This is a genomic window from Polyangium mundeleinium, from assembly GCF_028369105.1.
Classification (GTDB): Bacteria; Myxococcota_A; Polyangia; order Polyangiales; family Polyangiaceae; genus Polyangium; species Polyangium mundeleinium.
Window position 1 is genome coordinate 1,041,603 of the sequence record NZ_JAQNDO010000001.1, and the last position, 19,086, is coordinate 1,060,688.

Consider the following 19,086-nt stretch of genomic DNA (forward strand, 5'->3'; position numbering starts at 1 on the left):
ACGGCATCCTTGACAGTACGACCGATCGGTCATATGACTGATCGGTCGCATGCCGAAGAGCACCTTTTTCCGGCTCCCCGAGGAGCGGCGCGCGCGCCTCGTGCACGAGGCCATCGCCGAGTTCGCCGATCGGACGTACGCCGAGGCATCGCTGTCGCAGATCGCGCGCCGCGCCAACATCCCCAAAGGCAGCGTTTATCAATACTTCGAAGACAAGCTCGACCTTTACCGATGGCTCCTCACCGAGGAGGCGCCGCGCCTGAAGCGCGCGTTCGTCGGAAAGCCGGACCCGGAAGGCGATTTCTGGACACGCCTCGAGGACTTTGTCGAGCGCGGCATGGCGTTCCTCGTCGAGCACCCGCGCCTCGCCCGTCTCTCCGCGGCCGCGGCCGATCCGACGGCGAACCCGGAGGTCCGCGGCCTGCACAAGGCCATCTGCGAAGCAGGTCTTCAGGAGCTCCGGGCCGTGCTTGAAACCGGCGCCGAGAGCGGCGCGCTTCACGCGCCCGATCTGGACGTGGCGACGCGCCTCGTGGCCACGATCATCGGCCCTGGATTGACCGACGTGGTGCTCCAGGAGCTTGGGGCCGAGCTCCACGAAGTGCTGGCATCGGATTCTCTCCGCAAGCGGCTCGGGCCCAAGCGTCGTCGAGCGCTGGCCCATCAGGCCGTTGAATTCATACGAAAAGGCTTGGGCTCGGAGAAGAAGCCCGAGCGTCGAAAGGAAACTTGAATGATCCGATTTGATTTCTCGAGGCGTGTCGCACTCGTCATTGGCGGCAGCTCGGGCATCGGGCTCGCTTCGGCGCGCGGATTCGCGCGGGCGGGCGCGTGCGTCGCCATTGCCGCCCGCGGGGAAGCCGCGGGGCGCGAGGCGTGCGCGGCGCTGCAGGCCGAGGGGGCGCGTGCCCTTTTCGTCCCGACCGACGTGCGGAATGAGACCGCGGTGTCGCGCGCCGTGGAAGATACCGTAAAGCATTTCGGCCGGCTCAATTTTGCGGTGAACTGCGCCGGCGGTGGGGACATGACCCCGCTCGACGCCACCGATCAGGGCGTGTGGGACGACGTCATGGCTGTCAATGCCCGGGGAGTATGGCTCGCCATGCGTCATGAAATCCCGGCGATGATCGTATCGGGAGGAGGTTCCATCGTCAACATCAGCTCGATCTTCGGGATGGCCGGGAGGCCTGCGCAGCACGCGTACGTCGCCTCCAAGCACGCGGTCGTCGGAATGACGCGGTCCGTGGCGCTGGAGTATGCGACCCGTGGAATTCGCGTGAATGCCATTTGCGCGGGCGTCACAGCGACACCCAGCATGCGCCAGTTCGAGACGTTTGCCCCCGAGATCGTCGAAAACCTCGTCGCGCAGCATCCAATGTCGCGGATGGCCACCGAGGAGGAGGTTGCCGGCGCCGTGCTCTGGTTGTGCTCCGACAGCGCGGGGTACGTGACCGGCGCGCCTCTGCCCGTCGACGGCGGCTTTCTCGCCGCGTGAGGAGCGCGGGTTTCTCCGATGATCAACACGGGACGAATGAGGATTCTTCGACGAACCGCGGCCGCGCTCGCCACGATGACCTGGCTCACCGCGGCGCCTGCACGCGCGCAGCAGAGCGCGCTTCCGGCCGACCTCGTCGCGCTCGACACGCCCGAGGGCGAGGCGCTCCTCGTCGAATCGGCTGCGCGCGCCGATTACTTTCACATCGCCGGACATCACACGACGCAGGAGACGCCGTCTGCGTGTGGCATCGCGAGCGCCGTCACGATTCTCAACGCCCTTCAGGTCCCCGCGCCGCTGGACGACAAGCTCGGCGTGCAGACCTTCACGCACGGCGACTTTTTCAACTCGTGCGCGCGCACTGTGTACACGCCCGAGTCCGTCGCGCGAGGCGGGACCACGCTGGCGCAGCTCGCGGATCTGCTCCGCTGCCATCCCGTACGCGTCGACGTGGTGCACGGCGAGGATACGACGCTGGAGGAGTTTCGCAAGCGCCTCGCCGAGAACCTCGCGGACCCGACGAACTTCATCGTCGTGAATTATCAACGGTCGGAGGTCGGTCAGGAGTACACGGGCCACCATTCTCCACTCGGCGCCTACAACGCCACGAAGGACCGCGTGCTCGTGATGGACGTCGCGCGATACAAGTATCCACCGACCTGGGTGCCGGCCGAGTCGCTTTACAAGGCGATTCGCACGACGGACCTCGTGTCGGGCCGTTCTCGCGGATACCTGGTCGTTGCCGCCGCGGAAAAACCACCGGGGCCGTCGGGCGAGCGCTCCGCGCGCAGCCCGCTGCGTATCCTGGGTGGCCTCGCAGCCGCTGTGTTTGTTGTAGGCTTCGGGCTCGGCGCCGTCGTGGGCGCGTGGCGTACACGGCGCAAGCTCGCGAGGAAGGCATAGGCGCGTGATGGAAAAAGAGTCCGCCCTCCGCGCGGCCTGCCTTCGTCCGCAGTACCGTTTTCCTTGACCCCGATCAGTAGTTGTGCACCAAGACGCCACCGGCGAAGTAATTGTGGAGGCCATCGACCGAGAGGTCGTACACCGTCGTGCGATGGTCGAATTCGGTACGCGCGTCAAGCGTCACCGGCGCGCCATCCGCGCCGAGAAAAACGTCCCCGATTTCGAGAGCCCGTGCATGAACGTATCCGCGACCCACGACGAAGATGGGATGCTCGGCCGTCACGCGTAACTCCTCCCCGTTCGAGAGCCGAAACGTCGCCACCGGCCGCTCCTTGCGCTCAGCGAGGCGGCGAACCTGCAAAACGCGGCGTGCGGAGCTCTCGACATCATAACCGATCACGGCCTCGCCGGGCCGCAGGCGCTCGATGGCCACCTCGCCCCGCGGCGTCATGACGGGCGTGCCCGCGGCGAAGCAGGATGCGCCGGCGATCCCGTGCACAGCATGGGTCGACGGACGCATCGTGCCCTTGGCATCACGCACGCAGGGCACGAGCAGATGCCCGCCATCACAATCGATAGGATCCCCGGAAAGCTGCACATCGAGCTCCGCGCCATCTGCCGTTCGGAGCGCGCGCTCGCCGAGGAGCGCGTCGAGCAGCCGCCGGTCGAGCGTGCGAACCACGGTGCCCGCGTCACACGTGAGCGCGGCACGCGCGCCCGGCGCTTTTTCCTGCGGCGCGGCCACGATCGCGACGGCACGGGCCTCCGGTGGGAGCTCGCGGACGTGGAGCCTCACATCGAGGCTGCAATCATAGCTGGAGGGCGCCGGCACGAGTTCGATGGGCCCGGCCGGTGGAGGGGACAGTTTCTCGGGTTCTCCCGCGCGCGCTTGGCTTGGCCGTTCGTCACGGACGAGGAGGTCGTCGATGAAACAATCGTCCGGCGCGCCGACGTCGAGCAATGCTGCATGAAGCTGACCTGCGTCGCTCGGGGCGGCGGCGAGGCGAGGGCGGGCCCCGGAGGCGGTGAGGAGCACGTCGCCTTTTTGCAACTTCGAAGCGGCTCGGAATGTCCCGGCGTCTGGCAGGAAAAACGCACGCGCCTGAGGGACCTCGATGCGTCGTCCGTCGTCGAGGCGCAACCACACCGAAGGGAGTGACTTCGTGCGCACGGAGCGCACGCGCGTCGTGACCTGTTGCTTCTTTTTGACATCGTAGGCGAGCACGTGGTGCCCCGGGGCGATACGATCGTCCTGAACGCCGCCGGAGGGCGTGGCCACGATATTGTGCTCCTCGGGGCCGTCGACGAGCGAGACGGACGTGCCCCAGGCTTCCTCCACGGCGTGCAGGCGCCCTTCGCGGTCGCGCACGCAGCCGAGCACCGCATACCGACGGTCACGGCGGATCTCCGGCGGAGCAACCCGGAAGGGGAGGGTCAGATCGTCGCCGCCCGCGGCCGCGAATACGGCGCGCCCGACCTCGCGCACGACGCGTCCGTCGCGGCAAGTCATGCGCACGAGTCCGCCGAGCGGCTCCCCTTTTTCGGCGAACACGAGCGCAAACGAGACGGCGTCGTCGTCGAGCGGCGAGACCCGCACGTCCACCTCGATCGCCCCTGGCAAGGCGCGTGCGGAGAGCCAAGGCACGTGGCGCTCGCCGGCGAGCGTGCTGGTCGCGACCAGGCGGTCTTTTCGATATGCACAAACGCGGTACGAATCGCCATTCGACAGCGGTTTTTTCGCGGTCGTGGGCAGCGTGAGGCGGGCGCCGCGGAGCTTCGCCCGCGGGAACGTGGCAAAGAGCTCGCCTGCATCACACGAGCCCGGAACGACGGGGCCGCGGCTCCTCCGCACCGTGAGACGATCAAACGGCGCCGAGGGGTTGAGCAGGCGGAAGCGCAGCGCCGGCAACCCACGATTGTCGTTGAATTCGGTGATCGACGCGACGGCCTGCGCTTCGGGGAGCTTCGGCGCCGCCTCGGCGACGCCGAGACCCGTGTCCGCGGCACCGCAGCTCGCGCGCAGGGCCGCGCCGAGGACGAGGAGCGTGAGCCAGGAGCGTCTGCGTCGCGGAGGGAGCGTGGCCATGGGGTTGTCCCGACCCGAGCACGGTTCTCCCTTGATGGGCAAGTATTCCGCCACGCATCAGGATGCTAGGATTGCCTGCGGTGCGAACCTTTCCCTCGATCCTCGCTGTCCTCGCGACGTGCACGGCGCTGCTCGGGTGCTGCCGTCCTCCTCCTTGCCTCTCGGGCGCCTGTCCCCAGGTCGGTTTCGCCACGCCCGACGAGATGTTCCGGCTCGTGCGTCGGGAGCTCGAACGGTCCGAGGCCGCGACGCCGCTCGTCGGCGCGCACATCCTCGAAAAACTCCCATGGCTGTTTCCCGACGTCAGCAACCTGCGCGACGAACCTCGATGCCGCTTGGATCTCGTCGACGCGGCTTCCGCGGCGACGTTCGACGAGACGCCGGTCGTGTTTTCGCGTTGGCTCATAGGGCGCATCCGCGCCGTGGGGGACCTGCAAAGCACGCGGGACGTGATGGACGCAAAAACCGTCTATCTGCGGAGGCTCGCCGAGCTCGACGAGGCGCGCCTGTCCGCGTACCAGTTCTCCCCCGGCGAGTCCGGCCCAGCGCCGCCGAAATCGTATGTGCGATATGCGGCGCTCTCGATGCTCGTGGGCGACGGCATACCCCTGCACGAAGCGGAAGCGCTTTTCCGGCGGCTTCAGACGTCCACGGACGATCGCATGGCGTGGATCCTGCACGACAAGGTGATGAGCTATCTCGGCACGGCCATCTGCCGGACGCCGTGGCACGCCATCGACGACCAGGCCAAGGGCCTGTTTCGCTCATGGCTTCCCGATATGCAGCGGCGGCTCCAGGGCCCGCCTGACCCCCTCTCGCTCGAAATCGTGCTCCAGCGCATGTTGCCGCTGGGAGTCTTCAGCACCAAGCTCGGCCTGACCGACGATGCGCGCAAGCTCCTCGAAAGCGTGATCGCGGCGCGGGGGGAATTTTCGCTCACGCGGGGCATTCCCGGCGCCGCGCGTGATCTGGCGGTCACCGCGCAGTTCGCGCTTTTCGACCTCGAGACACCGCACGCCAGTACCAGCGTCAGGACGCGCCTGCCTTCGCCCGCGCGCAAGGTGTTCCGACCGGACGAGGAATGGCTCCGAGATCCTGCGCCAGCGCGTCCCGCCGCCGAGGCCGTTGCTGCGCGGATGCGCGACCTCGACGGCGAGCTTTTGGAGCTGAAGTTCGCGTATGGTCGTTGCCACGTGCTGTGGGAGCAGGCGAGATGGGTGCTCCCCGGCGACGCGGACCGCCTCTTCGACAGGATGGTCGCGCCGCTTTCGCAAGGCAGGAAGGTGGCGTTCAGCTCCGAAGCATTCTGTCGCCTGCGCGCCGCAACCGGGCTTCGCGCGGCGCCGGAGAGCAAACGCGTGGGCCTCGTGCTCCGGTGGTTGCGCGCGGGGCCGGCCGACATCGCCGAATGGGATCCGACCGGCGACAACACGCACAGTATGATCGGGCCCGACACCGACAAGAGGCAGGTCCAGACGCGCGCCGCGTCGGTGTTGTCCGAAAACATCGAATGGGTCGAACATCACGCTGAACTGCGTGCGTGGCTCTCGGAGCAAGCGCAGAGGCGGAACCCTTCCACGGGGCACGCGGAGCACGGCTACGTGTGGGAAGAGCTCCAGCCGGCCTACGAGCGGCTGCTCGCGTTTCATGCATCGGGGCACCCCGAGGCGAGCGTCGAGCTTGGTCGAGCCATTTTGCGCACGTGGATCGAGTGCGCGCGCGCCACCCTCGGCGCTGAGAGCGACGTCGCCTCCTACGATTCCGCGCTCGCCCAGAGGCTCTTCGCCTTGGGCGATTTCGCCGTACGCTTCGGCTTGCGCGACGAAGCACAGGCGCTCTTCGACGACATGGCGAAACGTGTCGTTCCACGCCCGGCGGAGGACAGCCCGGGGCTCCATTTGTCCCTTGCGCACGACGCGACGGTCGCATCGCTGCTGATGTCGTTCACCCTCCCCCAAAAGTGAATCGTCCGGACCATCATCATCGCGGGATCAGGCTCAAAAAGAGCCGCCCACCACCGCGCCGCCCCCCGCGAGCGGCGCGACGTACCACGAAAAACTGGGCGCGGGCCGCCGCGCGCGCCCGGCATGCTCGCCACCTTCCTTGCGGTATTCGTTCCAATCGTCAATCGCCGCGGTCGGCATCGTGAAAATCTGCGCCTCGCTGAGTGCGATACCGATCGTCGCGCTCAACGCACCCGTCACCGGCCTGCCATACCCCAGCGCCAGCACCAGGCCGACGCTCGTGGATACCGTGCCGCAGAGCACGTGATTGAACCATTTGCGGCGGAGCACCTCCGACGCGGCGCTCTCGCGGAGCAGCCGCTCGCCGCGCGCGAGCTTGATCTTTCGTTCCTCCGGCGTCGACTCGGGCATCGCTCGTAGATCCGCGGCGGCATGACGCGCGGGAAAGGGAACGAGTCCGAGAGGAATCAGGCCGAGGGACGAACCGACCGCGCCCACGGCGGCGTCGGCGCGGAGGCCGGGATCGGTGACGGCGACGGCAATGACGCCCTGTCCGACGGTCAGCGCGCTCCACCCCGTGTACCAGCCATACCACCATCGATTCGCCGCAGCGGTGCCAGAATCGAGGCGCGTCTGGAGGAAGGCGATGCGCCGCGTGACCTCTGCGTCCGAGGGCGACGTGACGCCCAGCGGGGCCTCGGCCCGTGTGGAGGATGCGGCGAGCGTAATGGCAGAGGCGACGAGAAGCGCGAGGTGGGGCCGGACGAAGTTTGTCATCATGATGCACTACGCTCGTTGGGATTCCCTGCTTTACCATGACCGTGCCCGCGGGGCGTTGATTCTTGCACGATCGCGATGAACGCGCGCAGCGCCGCGCGGACGAGCCGGTGGCTCGGGTGAAACAGGCGGAGGCCGGGGAACGGCGGCGTCCAGTCGGCGAGCACGCGAACGAGGCGTCCCGCCTCGACGTCGGCGGCGGTCGCGCGATCACTCACGAACGCGAGGCCCGCGCCGTCGAGGGCCGCTTGCAGAATGAGGTCGTCATTGTCGAGCGTCAGCGCGCCGCGGATGTCGATGGCCACTTCGCGACCGCGCTTTTCGAGCTCCCAGCGGTAGACCTGGCCGCTCGCCATGCGGCGGCGGATGCACTCGTGGTCGAGCAGATCCTTGGGCTTCGTCGGTTTCGGGCGGGACGCGAAATACGACGGCGCGCCGACCACGGCCATGCTCAGGTCCGCGCCGCAGGGGATCGCGACCATGTCCTGCGGCACGGCCTCGGCGAGCCGCACGCCTGCATCGAAGCCCTCGGCGACGATGTCAACGAGGCGGTCTTCCGTGACGAGCTCGACGAGGACGTCAGGATGGCGGCGTCGCATTTCGAGGATCATGGGAAGCACCTCGATCTGCGCGGCGCCTTTCGAGGTATTGATGCGTAACGTGCCGCTCGGCGTGTCACGCAGCTCGTGCACCTCGTCGAGCGTGGACGAGACTTCCCGGAGCGCCGGCTGCAGGCGCCTGACGAAATGCTCGCCGGCCGCCGAGAGCGATACGCTTCGCGTCGTGCGATGGAACAGCCGGACGCCGAGCCTCTGTTCGAGCGCGGAGATCGCATGGCTCAACGCGGAAGGCGATATGTCGAGTTGCCTGGCCGCGGCGCGGAAGCTCTTCTGGCTCGCGATGGCGACCACGGCTTCGAGCTCGAGCAAGCTGGCGCGGATCATTGTTCCAAAGTCTGCATCAGACCATGCCAGATTGCACGGATTGTTTCGTCGGTCGGCACGCATTAGATCGGGGGCATGAGCAAGACGGTTCTCGTGACGGGTTGTTCGTCGGGGTTTGGTCGTGACATCGCGAAGGTGTTCGCCGCGGAAGGCTGGAACGTTGTGGCGACGATGCGCGCGCCGGAGCAGGAGGCGGAGCTTCGCGCGTCGGAGCGGATGAGCGTGACGCGGCTCGATGTGCAGGAGCGCGCGAGCATCGACGCCGCAGTGGCCTCGACGCTCGCCCGGTTCGGCTCGATCGATGTCCTCGTCAACAATGCGGGTTTTGGTCTCTTCGGGGTGTTCGAAGAGACAACACGCGAAAAGATCCTCGAGCAGTTCGAGGTCAACGTGTTCGGGATGATGGACGTGACGCGGGCCGTCCTTCCGACCCTGCGAAAGCAGCGCTCCGGCGTCGTGCTGAACGTGAGCTCGGGCGCGGGGGTGTTCACGCTCCCGATGCTGTCCGCGTATTGCGCGAGCAAGTTCGCGCTGGAAGGGTTCTCGGAGGCGCTCTCGTACGAGCTTTTGTCGCTCGGAATCCGGATGAAGATCGTGGAGCCGGGCGGCGTGACGAGCACGCGCTTCGGCGAGCGCAGCGTCAAGGAGGCGGGCCACAGGGCGCCGATCGCCGATTACGCGCCGTTTGTCGAGGGCGCGGCCCAGGTATTCGAGGACCTCCGCGCGGCGCGCGGCCTCGCCACATCGGAAGAAGTCGCGCGTGTCGTCTTCGAAGCCGCGACCGACGGTACCGACCGGCTGCGGTATCTCGCCACGAAGGATATCGCGCCGCTCGTCGAAGCGCGGCGACAAACCTCGGAGGAGGCGTACATCGAGATGATGCGGTCGCGGTTCTCGCCCAAGATTTGAGGCGGGCGCAGGTCTACGAGCTCTCGTCGTCGGGGAGGAATTCAACCGCGCGAGCGATACGCTCGATGCGTTGTTTGCGCCGATGCCACGACACTCCGGCCAGCGCGAGCCCGGCGATCGTCCAGACGATCGGCCCAACGATGGGTGGGTCCGATCCCGGCGAGGCCGATGCAGCCGGAAAGTATGCAACGAGCGCCATCACGAGACCCGCGAAGATCCATCCGATCACGATGAGTACGGTGTTTTGCCTGTACAGGGCCGCATTATCGGACCGGGCGCCGCAGCGCGGGCATGGGATGAGGTCGTACAGAGCCTGTATTTCGTCCGCGAGCGCCGCATCCGCACGCTCCTCGCTCTCGGCTCGTATCTGGCTTGCAGGGAGCACAATCGAGCCATCCGCCTGGCCGCGCGCAGCGGCGACGATACGGACCTCCGCACGGTAGCTGCAACCCGCACAAGCATAGGGGCGCTCGACGCTGCCCTGTTTCTCCGTAGTGATGCGCCGGCTGATGAAGACGGGCATGGCCTATTCCCTTCCCGTGCGAGCTTCACTCCGCCACGGCGCGCCGCACCGCGACCGCCAAGCTGCACGCTTCGAGCTCTTCGCGGTGGGACGCGCCCAGCGAAGTCAAAGAGAGCTCCTCGTGTCGCCTAAGTACTCGCAGGAGCGGCTTTTTCGCGGCCAGATCAAAGAGCGTCACGCGTGCCCCAGCCGGGGTGTCCGCGACGACCAGCATGAGCTCCGCGGAGGCCGCCTTTTTCGCGAGATCCACCGGCGCCTTCTGAAGGTCTTTTCGCATCCTCTTCAGCACATTGCGATCTTGCGCGGTCCGCACCGAGCTCTCGAATGCCGGCGCGAGCACCGCGAGGCCCACGCGCAGTTCCGCGAGCCGCCGCACGTTTGCCGTCTCGTTGTCGACTTTCGCCCCGGCGAAGTACACGCCCCGCACCTTCGCGAGAAGATCACGCTCCGATGTCGACGCGGGCGGGTACGTCAAGCAAACGAGGAATGCGTCCTTGACCGACCCGCGCGCCGCATCGTCGATGCCGTGCACGTCGCGGAGCTCGGCTGCCGGCGCACGCACATATAGCGCAGGCCGGCGCAAGGTCGCGTCGAGCGCGCCCGCCACGCGCAGCGCCGGATCGATGATCTCCGGCGGCTCTGCCTCCGCCGCGGCCTCCACGAGCAAACGCTCCGTGTCCGGAACGAGTGTTTCGTGCCCCGCCGGCAGCCCCGGCCGCAGCCCGTCGATTTCGGCGAGGAGCGCGGTTCGATCCGCTTCCAGCTCCCGCCGCTCGTGGATCGTCATGGCCGCAAAAAGCCCCCCGATGACCACGAGCGCGAGCAGCGGCAGGAGCTTGGCCGGCCGGAATCCCTCGCGGCTCGCGAAGGGCGAGGCCATGCCGACGCTCGCCGCATGATGGCGCGCGCGTGCTTTGGGGCTGACGGCACGCTCCACACGCGCGCGGAGCGCCGGATTCATGCGTGGCGTCACCAGAAATGTCGCCACGTCAGCTCTCCCGCGCCCGCGCGGCCGGCGCGCGCATGTTTCGATCGATGAGCCCTTCCAGCTCGTCGCGGCTCACGCCGAGCCGCGCCGCTGCGTGCGACGCGAGCGACGTCGTGGCCACGCCCGCGACGAACTGATACGTCGGCCGGTGCGCCGCATCGAGCCCCACCTGGATGAATCGGAGGCCCGCAATCGAATTCTCCCGCGCGAGCCGCGCCGCGAACGTCAAGAAATGGGTGGTGATGAACGCCTGCGGCCGCAGCTTCGCGAGGAGCGTGATCACGAGCTCGAAAATCTCCTCGCCCTCGGAAGGGTTCGTCCCGGAACACAACTCGTCGAGCATGACCATCGCGCCGGGGCCGAGCATTTCGAAGAGCGCGCGGATGCGTACGAGCTCCATTCCGAGCCGCCCCTCGCTCTGATCCACCCGCGTCTCCTGGATCAGCGATACGACGAGCCCGGGGACCCGCACGAGGCTCGCCTCGCGCGCGGGCACGAACATCCCCCCTTGCGCGAGGAGTTGCGCCAGCGCGACCGATTGCAAGAGCCTCGTTTTGCCGCCGGAGTTCGGCCCGGTGATGAGAACGGTCGCGTTCGTCCGATCCGACACGAGATCACAAGGCACGGCGCGGACGCCACTCGCGACGAGGAGCGGATTGAAGAGGCCGATCAGCTTGCGCGGCTGTTCGTCCGTACCCTCCACGGCCGGGCGAATCTCGGGCAAGCACACTTCAAGGCCCGCGGCCTCCGCGAGATCCCGAAAGCCGAGCGCCCCGAGGTACACTTCCATCTCGCCGAGGAGCGGAATGAACCGGAGGACGTGCGCCTCGATGCCCTCGAAGACCGCGTCGAGCAGGCGCGCCATGACTTCGCCGTCGCTGAAGCGATAGCCACGGAAAAACATCTCGATCCTGGCGAGCCACCTTCGCGCCGGCGAGAGGACGAAGGGGTTGTCTTGACGCTCGCGGAGGTTTCGGACCTCGAACCCGCGCACGCGTCCGTCGGCGCCGACACGGATGGTGACGCCAAGCGTGGCGAGGTGCTCGTCGTAGTCGAGCAGATCGACCATCGAGCGATAGCCCTCGGTCTCGCGGACCGACGCGCCGAATTCACGCAGGCCCGAGAGGCCGGATTTCGCGCCGTCGAAGGATTCGCTCATCCGATCGAATGCCTCTTTGACGAGTACGAGCACGTCGAGTTGCCGTCGCGTCGCGTCGAATTTCTTTCCCGCCGTCGCGCCCTCGAGCGCCGCGCGCAGGCGGCAGGCGAGCGTGTAAAGCTCCTCGAACTGGCGGCGAAAGACGGTCGAACTGGAGAGCTCGCGCAGGATTTCCCGCCGGAAATCGGCCACGCGGGGGTCGGTCGGCGGATGCGCGAGGACGCGGAGGATGAATGCCCGGTTCACGACCGCGTCGCGCTCACCGCCCGTTCGCACGCGGAATCCGCGGGCGACGAACTCCTCCAGGAACAGGTCCGGCGCAAAGCTCTTCGGATCCCATGTGGACGGCGCGAGCGGCGCCCGTTCGAGTGCCTGGCTGAAGAGCCCGCCGGAGACGCCGCTCGCGAATGCGAACGAGAGGGCCTGGCGCATCTCTTCGAGGTCGGGCCGCGCGATCGGATCGGGGTGGAGCAGGCTCAAGATTTCGTGAGCCGGCGCGGAGTCGGGGGAAGGTGGAGAGGGCTTCATGGGCGGCGTGTGGACGAGGGCGTTCTGCGAGAGAGACCGCATGGTCGCCGAAAGTTCCCGCGGCGACAAGCCCGCCGAGCGTACCTCGAACGTATCAGGGCGCGTCGCTCGGCGTGGCCTCCTCGTACTCCACCTGGGCGATCCAGTTCCGCTTGCGACGCGCGAGCCGGGCGTCCTCGTTTTCCTGGTCCAACTTCGCGGCGCCGCGCCGGAGGAGCGTCGGATCGACGCCTTCGAACGTGTTGACATTGACGACGGCGTAGAGGCGACCGTCGATGCGGCAGGTGACCACCGGCGTGATGCCACACTTCGCGCAGACGTGGAAATCAGCGGTTTTCGTGCCGAATGCATACTTCGCCACACGGGAGGGCTCGTTCACGCGCACGCGGAGCGAGCCGGTGGGGCAGGAGGTCCAGACGCCGCCATGCTTGGTACAGAACGAGCAAGTGCAGGCGCGCGCGGGAATCTCGGAGGGCTCCGGCTTCCAGTCGAGCGTGAACGAGATGTTTGCACAGTGGCATTGACCATGGATCTGCATCGCGGTCCTGAGCTCGTAGCAACGTCCGTCGGCGAAGTCGAGGCGCTCGGCGCGGCGCGTGCCGGTTGACGTATCTCGCCGCCCGAGGGACACTCCTCCGCGGAGATGGCAATGCGCGTTCGTGACGGCTACCTCGTGATCGGCCACTTCAGGCGGGCACCGATTCGCGTCCACTGGAGCATGCCGCTCGGCGCGTTCGTGCTTTGTGGGTTCAGCTTTGCGCCGGGCGCATGGCTCGGATTCTTGGTCCTCGTCCTCGTGCACGAGCTCGGTCACGCGGTGCTCGCCGGTGCGGTCGGGGGCCACGTCTTCTCGATCGACGTTCACGCGGCCGGCGGGTCTTGCGATTGGACCGGCGAGGTCACCATGAAGCAGCGCGCGATCGTCGCATGGGGCGGCGTCCTCGCGCAGCTCGCGGTGCTGCTCACGGCGCCTCTCTGGTCGAGCATCCTGCCCTCGGGGGGCTTCGGCGGGGACCTCGCGTCGACCCTCACGAGGACGAACCTGGTGTTGATCGCCCTGAACCTGATTCCCACGCCGCCGTTCGACGGAGCCGAGGCTTGGCGGCTGTTTCGGCGATAGGTATCCCGGATGAAGCTGACCATCTTCTGTGACACGACCTTCCCGGAAGAGGCGCTCTGCGCGCTTTCGGAGGGTGTGGCCGGTCATTCTCTGGTGTTCGGTTCCGCGAGGACGTCCTCCAATCTGGCGAGCGGAGCGCCCGACCCCGCGCTGCTCACGGCCGACGTCGCGTTCGGCCAGCCGGCCGTGGACGGGCTCCTCGGTTCGTCGCGCCTTCGCTGGGTCCACCTGACCAGCGCGGGGTATACCCGTTATGACGGCGACGCGATTCGCGCGGCGCTCATCTCCAAGGGAATCGCTCTGACGACGAGCTCGACCGTCTACGCCGATCCGTGCGCCGAGCATGTGCTGGCCATGATGCTGTCCATGGCGCGGCGGCTGCCCGAGTCGCTCGACGTGCAACGAACGACGCGCGCCTGGGAGAGCACGCTGCGGCGCGAGCGGTCGATTCTGCTGCGCGGACAGACCGTGTTGCTCCTCGGATACGGGGCCATTGGACGCCGGCTCGCGGAGCTGCTCGCGCCTTTCGAAGTGCGGCTTCTGGCGGTTCGGCGACGCGCAGAGGGAGACGCCCACGTGACGGTGGTGCACGAAGGGGACATCGATCGTGCGCTGGGCGAGGCGGACCACGTGGTGAACGTGTTGCCGGAAAACGAGAGGACGCGCGGCTTTCTCGATCGTGCGCGGCTCGCGCGGATGCGCGAGGGGGCATTCGTGTACAACGTGGGGCGAGGAACGACGGTGGATCAGAGCGCATTGCTGGATGCGCTGCAAAGCGGGCGGCTCGGGGGCGCCTATCTCGACGTGACCGAGGTCGAGCCGTTGCCGGCGGACCATCCCCTGTGGTCGGCGCCGAATTGCTTCCTCACGCCGCACGCGGCGGGCGGGCGGCGCGGGGAGCACCTCGCGCTCGTGCGGCATTTCCTGGACAACCTGCGGCGGTTCGAACGGGGAGAGGCGCTCCTCGATCGCGTGTTGTGAGTCGGATCCTCTCCGCGTCGTCCTCCCAAACCGTTGCCCTTCGCCCGGGAGCCGAGGTTCTGCTAGACCTGCCCGAGCCATGTCCGCCCTCAAGCTGCCGAAGGATGTCGTCGCCGATCCACGTCACGATGCGCTTGTGCGCCTCCTCTCCACGCACGCGGGTTTGCTTTGGGAGCGCGGTCGGAGTCAGGTCGCAACGCTCCCGATGACCGACGCGCTTGCCGCAGAGCTCCGAGGCGCGCTCGCCGCCGGGCACGCCTGCCAGGGCCTGGAGCTGATCGGCGAGAGGCTCGCCAGTGAGCAAAAGGGCCTCGACGCGCTGAACCAGAAAACCCCTGACAGCCCTCAGAACGCCCGCGTGTCGCGGATCCTGTTCCTCGCGAACGACGGCAGTGAGCGATTTTATCGAGATTGCGACGCCCTCCTTTCCCACTACCCGCAGCGCCTCCTCGCATGCCGGCTCGAAATTTCAGGCGAGGCGCTGGGGCAGGCGCTGTTCGGCAGTGCAAAAATGGTTCGGAGCGTGCTGGTCGTCGACAAGAAGGTCGGCGCGCGAGCGCTGCTCGCATTGCTCCCGCCCGCCTGATCCACGAGGCCCGCGCGTCGTCGCGGGCCTCACGAAAGTTCTTGCAAATTCCGGCTGCGTCGTGTTTGGTGAATCATGAACGGTCATTGCCGTTCGATCCGCTGGACGCTCGATTGGCGCAGCCACGAGACTGCGGCTGCGCTGCACGAAAGGAGAACGCTTATGCGTTTCTTGAAGCACGTGTTCGCGGCCCAGGGCGACAAGGCGCAGGTGAGCCGTCGTGATTTCCTCGGCGGCGCGGCGGGCGCAGCGGGCGCCTCCGTCCTCGCGCAGATGATCCCGAGGCACGCCCTCGCGAGCCCGCCTTGCCCCGTGCCCCCGAACGGGCCTTTTACCGATGCCCCCGTCACTCTCGATTGGATCTTTTCACGCTGGGATGATCTCGACGTATGGGGTGACACCGTCGGCACGCTGGTCGAGATCAACGAGGCGAAGCGCAAGGATGCGCTGAAGCTCGGGGCGCGCGGAGACGCGAAGGTGTATTCGCTGGGCGAGCCCATGCGCGCGGGGAGCCCGGCCTTCCCGCACGACCCGCCGCGCCGCGCCGATTACTGGATCGCCGCGTACGGGCCGGTCGGGGAAAACGAGTTCTTCTACCAGGACGAGCGGTTCGAGGCCTTCACGTTCCAGCAGGCGACTCAGGTCGATGATTTTGGTCATCCAAGCTTCGGCGGCTGGTTCTACGGCGGCCACCGCTTCGAGCAAATCACGCCGCGCCCCGACATCCTCGACCCGCTCGACCGGCAGGCCCTCGCCCGCGCTGACTCCGAGGCCGCGAACTACGGGCCGGGCAGCATTCTCGGGGGCACGCAATCGCTCGGGATCCAGAACATCGGGCCGATCATCACGCGGGGCCTGCTCCTCGACGTGCTCGGCTACAAGCGCGCGGTCGGGCACACGAGCGCGATCGCGCCAAACGGAAAATCCCTCGCGCCCGGATATCGCATCACCATCGCCGACCTCAAAGCGACAATGGATTGGGAGGACCTCGATTGCATCGAGCCCGGCGACGTGGTCATCATCCGCACGGGCTGGAGCCATTACTGGGCAAACGAGGCGCTCTGGCCCACGTACCTCGGCGCTGCGCCCGGCCCGTGGATCGCCGAATGCCATTGGCTCGCGCAATTCCGTCCGGCCATCGTCGCCTCGGATACCTACGCCATGGAGGTGTTCCCCGGCCCGCGGGCCACCGCCCTCGCCGAGGGGCACCAGGTGCTCATGGTGGCGAACGGCATTCGGCTCGGCGAGGGTTTCAATTCCGCGGCGCTCGCCGCGGACAGGGTTTACGAGTTCATGTTCTTCGACACGCCTTACAACCTCGCCGGCGCGACGTGCGCCGGAAATGCCCCCGCCGCGATCGGCGGGCGCAAAAAGAACAAGTAATCGTTACGAGCGGCGCGAGAACGCCCAGTCGATTCCGCCTTGCAGCGTGCCTCGCGTCACCAGCCCCGACAGATCCACGCCGAGATCGACGAGCGTCTGCGCCACGCTCCCGCGGATGCCCGTCAGCACCACCTGCGCGCCCAGGAGACGCGCCGCCTGCGCCGCGCGAACCAGCGTGGTCGCCACGTGCGAATCGACCACGCTCACGCCCGTGATGTCCAGGATTGCCACGCGCGCGCCCCGCTGCGCGATACCCGTGAGCAGCGTGTCGAGCACAAGATCGGCGCGCCGCGCGTCCACGGTGCCGATGAGCGGCATCGCCACGATATCGTCGCGGATGGGCACGAGCGGCGTCGACATCTCTTCGAGCATCCGGGCTTGCGACCGCACCAGATCCTCGGCCTCCTTGCGCGCCGTGATGTCCGTGAAGGTCGCGATGGCGCCTGTCACCACGCCATGCTCGTCGAGCTGCGGCGCCGCGCTCACCAGGAGCCACACGCGATCGCCCAGCGCAGGCCGGTCGATCCCATGCACGAAATCACGCACGGGTTTGGCCGTCCGCAGCGCGACGGAGATCGGATGCACCTCGCCCGGGCACGGCGAGCCATCTTCGTACACCGCGCCCCAGCGGGGATCGAACGAGGTCCGACCCAAAAGCTGATCCTCGGTCACGCCGAGCAACGTGAGCGCATGCGGGTTGAAGAGGACGTTTTTCCCGCTCGGTTCCTGCATGACCACGCCCACGTGCAGGCCCGTGAGCAGCGCGCGGAACCGCTCCTCGCTCGCGCGGAGCTGGTCCTCCATGCGCTTGCGCTCGGTCACCTCGCGCGCGGTCACCACGAACTCGAGGGGCTCGCCGTGCGGGCCCCGAATGAGCACGGGGCGGCACTCCATCCATACGTACACGCCGTCCTTGCGCCGCAGCCGCAGCTCGATCCGGGATGTCGGGCCGCCCGCGAGCAGGACCTGTTGCTCCTTCTTCGTGGGCTCGACGTCGTCCGGGTGAAGGAACTCGAACGAGGCCTTTCCGATCATCTCGTCGGGCTCGTAGCCGAGGACGGAGCGGCAGGCGGCGGAGATGTAGAGGAAGTTGCCAGCGAGGTCGAAGCGTTGCAGAAAATCGCACGAGCCGTCGAAGATCCGCTGCGCCTCCTGGGCGGTTCGTCGCAGTGCCACATTTTCGCGCTCCAGCACGTCGATGCGGGCAAGAAGCGTCTCCCGGTCCTGGTCCCGGTGAGTCTCCGTGAGGTGCTCGTTCAAGTCCAACCCTCGCTCGTTGGCGTGTTGCGGCGGGTGGCCGCTGTTACGAATGTACCGCATTGACAGGCCATACATCAAGAGCTTTCGCATGGCGGCTCACGTTGGTTCGTCGTTGTGCGTCATGGGGTTGACGCGTCGAGCAATCGCCCCGAGCCCAAGGCGATTCTACGCGCATAGTCCGCGATCACACGCAGGGTCGAATGGTCCGTGTCGTAGACGCCGTACCAGCCTTGCGCTTCGTGCGGCGGATCGCCGGTGAACGGGTCGTTCCTTTGCCAATGGCCGCCGGACATGCGCGGACGGCCTTCGCCCGACCAGGCCCAAACATTGACCCCGCCCACGGGCGCGCCCGCGCGCACGGCGTCGAGCACCACGTCGAAGACGGCGCGATAATATCGATCACGCGCGGCCGTGGTCGCGCCGGGCTCGTGGCTGCCGGCGTCGCGCGGGAACCCGAACTCCTCGACCACGAGGGGTTTTCCCAGGATACGCGCTTTTTCGATGTGCCGCTGGATATAGGATTGCATTTCACGCACGGCCACCTCGTAGGTCTCCAGGGGCCGCGCCGGATCGTACCAACCCCAGTTTTGTGGCCAGACGTGCGCCGTGACGTAATCAATCGAGGGGAACTGGTGGTTCTTGACGACGTTGAGGCCGCTCGCGCGAGGCCAGGGCGTCTCACCCTCGGAGCCGGTGGTCACGAGGTGCTGGGCATCGAGCGATTTCAAGAGCCCCGCCGTGCGCTCGATCCATCGGTGGAACGCCTCGACGTTCGCCCCACCCCGAGGCTCGTTCGCGAGCTCCCAGGCCATGATCGTCGGGTCGTCCGCGTACCGCATGCCGGTGTATCGGTTTGTCCGGTTCAGCAGCAGCCGTATGAGATCGTGGGATGCCTCGACGGCGGCCGGATTCGAATAAAAGGCCTCGGTATAGGCCTGATAGGTGCCCCAGCTCCCCCCGGGCTCGGGCGGGGGATAAGGAATCGGCCCCGCGCCGCTCCAGCGCAGGTATTGCGCCATGCCGCCGGACCAGGGCCAAAAATTGTTCAGGCAAACCACGGCGATCATGCCGCGTGTTTTCATCTCCTTCAACAGAAAATCCAGGCCGAGGAGGATCTCTTCGCGGTATTCACGCGGGGAGGGCTGGAGCACGGGGAGGATCCGCCAGGGCGCGGACTCCGGGCCTTCGGTGGCCGCGAGGATACGCAGGTTCGTTACCCCGAGGGCCGCGAGGCGATCGAGCTCCCGCGAGAGCCTTTCCCGGTTTCCCGAAGGTCCCTCGGCGCCGAGGTTCATGCCATACCAGAAATTCGCTCCGAGAAACGTGTAGGGCTTCCCATCGCGCTGGAAGCGGCCCCCGGCGGCGCGTACGAAGCCCGAGGCCGACGTGATCTCCGCGTGCAGCGTGATGGCGCAGGCGAACATCGGCCAAACGTACCTCATGAATCCGCCCCCTGTTCAAGATGATACGGAAGCGGCCG

The 19,086-nt window shown here is 67.2% G+C and carries 18 protein-coding genes; 9 read left to right on the forward strand and 9 right to left on the reverse strand.

Features of this window, described 5'->3' with window-relative positions; all coding sequences use genetic code 11:
• The first annotated feature begins 49 nt into the window (after nucleotides 1–49).
• The 3 genes from POL67_RS04385 to POL67_RS04395 are packed head-to-tail and all read left to right on the forward strand — an operon-like array spanning nucleotide 50 to nucleotide 2,398.
• Complete coding sequence (locus POL67_RS04385) at nucleotides 50–733, forward strand: TetR/AcrR family transcriptional regulator (RefSeq protein WP_271915772.1); 684 nt, start codon at nucleotides 50–52, stop codon at nucleotides 731–733.
• Nucleotides 734–1,495: an SDR family NAD(P)-dependent oxidoreductase gene (locus tag POL67_RS04390; protein ID WP_271915773.1), complete on the forward strand. Its 762-nt coding sequence runs from the start codon at nucleotides 734–736 to the stop codon at nucleotides 1,493–1,495.
• A 36-nt stretch (nucleotides 1,496–1,531) separates the two neighbouring features.
• Nucleotides 1,532–2,398, forward strand: coding sequence for a phytochelatin synthase family protein (locus tag POL67_RS04395; protein ID WP_271915774.1), 867 nt, complete (start codon nucleotides 1,532–1,534; stop codon nucleotides 2,396–2,398).
• A 73-nt stretch (nucleotides 2,399–2,471) separates the two neighbouring features.
• Here POL67_RS04395 and POL67_RS04400 read toward each other — a convergent pair whose 3' ends face one another.
• A complete protein-coding gene (locus POL67_RS04400) occupies nucleotides 2,472–4,484 on the reverse strand; it encodes a Hint domain-containing protein (protein WP_271915775.1) in 2,013 nt (670 codons plus the stop codon).
• A gap of 80 nt (nucleotides 4,485–4,564) precedes the next feature.
• Between POL67_RS04400 and POL67_RS04405 the strand changes: the two genes are divergently transcribed.
• The gene (locus tag POL67_RS04405; RefSeq protein WP_271915776.1) at nucleotides 4,565–6,448 is read left to right on the forward strand and encodes a hypothetical protein; all 1,884 of its coding nucleotides are present in this window, start codon (nucleotides 4,565–4,567) and stop codon (nucleotides 6,446–6,448) included.
• A gap of 33 nt (nucleotides 6,449–6,481) precedes the next feature.
• Here POL67_RS04405 and POL67_RS04410 read toward each other — a convergent pair whose 3' ends face one another.
• Both POL67_RS04410 and POL67_RS04415 read right to left on the reverse strand, forming a co-directional pair.
• On the reverse strand, nucleotides 6,482–7,228 hold the full coding sequence (locus POL67_RS04410) for a hypothetical protein (protein ID WP_271915777.1): 747 nt from the start codon (nucleotides 7,226–7,228) through the stop codon (nucleotides 6,482–6,484).
• Nucleotides 7,225–8,169: a LysR family transcriptional regulator gene (locus tag POL67_RS04415; RefSeq protein WP_271915778.1), complete on the reverse strand. Its 945-nt coding sequence runs from the start codon at nucleotides 8,167–8,169 to the stop codon at nucleotides 7,225–7,227. The genes POL67_RS04410 and POL67_RS04415 overlap by 4 nt, the downstream gene beginning before the upstream one ends.
• Before the next feature lie 75 nt (nucleotides 8,170–8,244).
• Between POL67_RS04415 and POL67_RS04420 the strand changes: the two genes are divergently transcribed.
• Entirely contained in the window at nucleotides 8,245–9,078 is an 834-nt protein-coding gene (locus tag POL67_RS04420) for an SDR family oxidoreductase (protein WP_271915779.1), read from the forward strand.
• Between the two features lie 13 nt (nucleotides 9,079–9,091).
• Here POL67_RS04420 and POL67_RS04425 read toward each other — a convergent pair whose 3' ends face one another.
• The 4 genes from POL67_RS04425 to POL67_RS04440 are packed head-to-tail and all read right to left on the reverse strand — an operon-like array spanning nucleotide 9,092 to nucleotide 12,814.
• Nucleotides 9,092–9,601 (reverse strand): hypothetical protein, encoded by a 510-nt coding sequence (locus POL67_RS04425; protein ID WP_271915780.1) that lies wholly within the window; start codon nucleotides 9,599–9,601, stop codon nucleotides 9,092–9,094.
• 25 nt (nucleotides 9,602–9,626) lie between these two features.
• Nucleotides 9,627–10,589 carry a hypothetical protein gene (locus POL67_RS04430; protein ID WP_271915781.1) on the reverse strand — a complete coding sequence of 321 codons (963 nt, stop codon included), beginning with the start codon at nucleotides 10,587–10,589 and terminating at the stop codon, nucleotides 9,627–9,629.
• Nucleotide 10,590: 1 nt separating this feature from the next.
• Nucleotides 10,591–12,318: a MutS-related protein gene (locus POL67_RS04435; protein WP_271915782.1), complete on the reverse strand. Its 1,728-nt coding sequence runs from the start codon at nucleotides 12,316–12,318 to the stop codon at nucleotides 10,591–10,593.
• A gap of 52 nt (nucleotides 12,319–12,370) precedes the next feature.
• Complete coding sequence (locus POL67_RS04440; protein ID WP_271915783.1) at nucleotides 12,371–12,814, reverse strand: GFA family protein; 444 nt, start codon at nucleotides 12,812–12,814, stop codon at nucleotides 12,371–12,373.
• 111 nt (nucleotides 12,815–12,925) lie between these two features.
• Here POL67_RS04440 and POL67_RS04445 point away from each other — a divergent pair, with 111 nt between their 5' ends.
• The 4 genes from POL67_RS04445 (at nucleotide 12,926) to POL67_RS04460 (ending at nucleotide 16,346) form a co-directional block, all read left to right on the forward strand.
• The gene (locus POL67_RS04445; RefSeq protein ID WP_271915784.1) at nucleotides 12,926–13,396 is read left to right on the forward strand and encodes a M50 family metallopeptidase; all 471 of its coding nucleotides are present in this window, start codon (nucleotides 12,926–12,928) and stop codon (nucleotides 13,394–13,396) included.
• 9 nt (nucleotides 13,397–13,405) lie between these two features.
• A complete protein-coding gene (locus POL67_RS04450; RefSeq protein WP_271915785.1) occupies nucleotides 13,406–14,377 on the forward strand; it encodes a D-2-hydroxyacid dehydrogenase in 972 nt (323 codons plus the stop codon).
• Between the two features lie 79 nt (nucleotides 14,378–14,456).
• On the forward strand, nucleotides 14,457–14,963 hold the full coding sequence (locus POL67_RS04455) for a hypothetical protein (protein ID WP_271915786.1): 507 nt from the start codon (nucleotides 14,457–14,459) through the stop codon (nucleotides 14,961–14,963).
• Nucleotides 14,964–15,125: 162 nt separating this feature from the next.
• Nucleotides 15,126–16,346 (forward strand): cyclase family protein, encoded by a 1,221-nt coding sequence (locus POL67_RS04460; RefSeq protein WP_271915787.1) that lies wholly within the window; start codon nucleotides 15,126–15,128, stop codon nucleotides 16,344–16,346.
• Nucleotides 16,347–16,349: 3 nt separating this feature from the next.
• Here the strand turns inward: POL67_RS04460 and POL67_RS04465 are convergent, their stop codons facing one another.
• Both POL67_RS04465 and POL67_RS04470 read right to left on the reverse strand, forming a co-directional pair.
• Nucleotides 16,350–17,696 (reverse strand): PAS domain S-box protein, encoded by a 1,347-nt coding sequence (locus tag POL67_RS04465; RefSeq protein WP_271915788.1) that lies wholly within the window; start codon nucleotides 17,694–17,696, stop codon nucleotides 16,350–16,352.
• 29 nt (nucleotides 17,697–17,725) lie between these two features.
• Nucleotides 17,726–19,048: a glycoside hydrolase 5 family protein gene (locus POL67_RS04470; protein ID WP_271915789.1), complete on the reverse strand. Its 1,323-nt coding sequence runs from the start codon at nucleotides 19,046–19,048 to the stop codon at nucleotides 17,726–17,728.
• Nucleotides 19,049–19,086 lie beyond the last annotated feature (38 nt).

Excerpts from the sequence above, each read along its gene's own strand:
- POL67_RS04385 (WP_271915772.1), top strand. The coding sequence starts at position 50 with ATGCCGAAGAGCACCTTTTTCCGGCTCCCCGAGGAGCGGCGCGCGCGC.
- POL67_RS04390 (WP_271915773.1), top strand. The coding sequence starts at position 734 with ATGATCCGATTTGATTTCTCGAGGCGTGTCGCACTCGTCATTGGCGGC.
- POL67_RS04395 (WP_271915774.1), top strand. The coding sequence starts at position 1,532 with ATGAGGATTCTTCGACGAACCGCGGCCGCGCTCGCCACGATGACCTGG.
- POL67_RS04400 (WP_271915775.1), bottom strand. The coding sequence starts at position 4,484 with ATGGCCACGCTCCCTCCGCGACGCAGACGCTCCTGGCTCACGCTCCTC.
- POL67_RS04410 (WP_271915777.1), bottom strand. The coding sequence starts at position 7,228 with ATGATGACAAACTTCGTCCGGCCCCACCTCGCGCTTCTCGTCGCCTCT.
- POL67_RS04415 (WP_271915778.1), bottom strand. The coding sequence starts at position 8,169 with ATGATCCGCGCCAGCTTGCTCGAGCTCGAAGCCGTGGTCGCCATCGCG.
- POL67_RS04420 (WP_271915779.1), top strand. The coding sequence starts at position 8,245 with ATGAGCAAGACGGTTCTCGTGACGGGTTGTTCGTCGGGGTTTGGTCGT.
- POL67_RS04425 (WP_271915780.1), bottom strand. The coding sequence starts at position 9,601 with ATGCCCGTCTTCATCAGCCGGCGCATCACTACGGAGAAACAGGGCAGC.
- POL67_RS04435 (WP_271915782.1), bottom strand. The coding sequence starts at position 12,318 with ATGCGGTCTCTCTCGCAGAACGCCCTCGTCCACACGCCGCCCATGAAG.
- POL67_RS04440 (WP_271915783.1), bottom strand. The coding sequence starts at position 12,814 with ATGCAGATCCATGGTCAATGCCACTGTGCAAACATCTCGTTCACGCTC.
- POL67_RS04445 (WP_271915784.1), top strand. The coding sequence starts at position 12,926 with ATGCGCGTTCGTGACGGCTACCTCGTGATCGGCCACTTCAGGCGGGCA.
- POL67_RS04450 (WP_271915785.1), top strand. The coding sequence starts at position 13,406 with ATGAAGCTGACCATCTTCTGTGACACGACCTTCCCGGAAGAGGCGCTC.
- POL67_RS04455 (WP_271915786.1), top strand. The coding sequence starts at position 14,457 with ATGTCCGCCCTCAAGCTGCCGAAGGATGTCGTCGCCGATCCACGTCAC.
- POL67_RS04460 (WP_271915787.1), top strand. The coding sequence starts at position 15,126 with ATGCGTTTCTTGAAGCACGTGTTCGCGGCCCAGGGCGACAAGGCGCAG.
- POL67_RS04465 (WP_271915788.1), bottom strand. The coding sequence starts at position 17,696 with ATGCGAAAGCTCTTGATGTATGGCCTGTCAATGCGGTACATTCGTAAC.
- POL67_RS04470 (WP_271915789.1), bottom strand. The coding sequence starts at position 19,048 with ATGAGGTACGTTTGGCCGATGTTCGCCTGCGCCATCACGCTGCACGCG.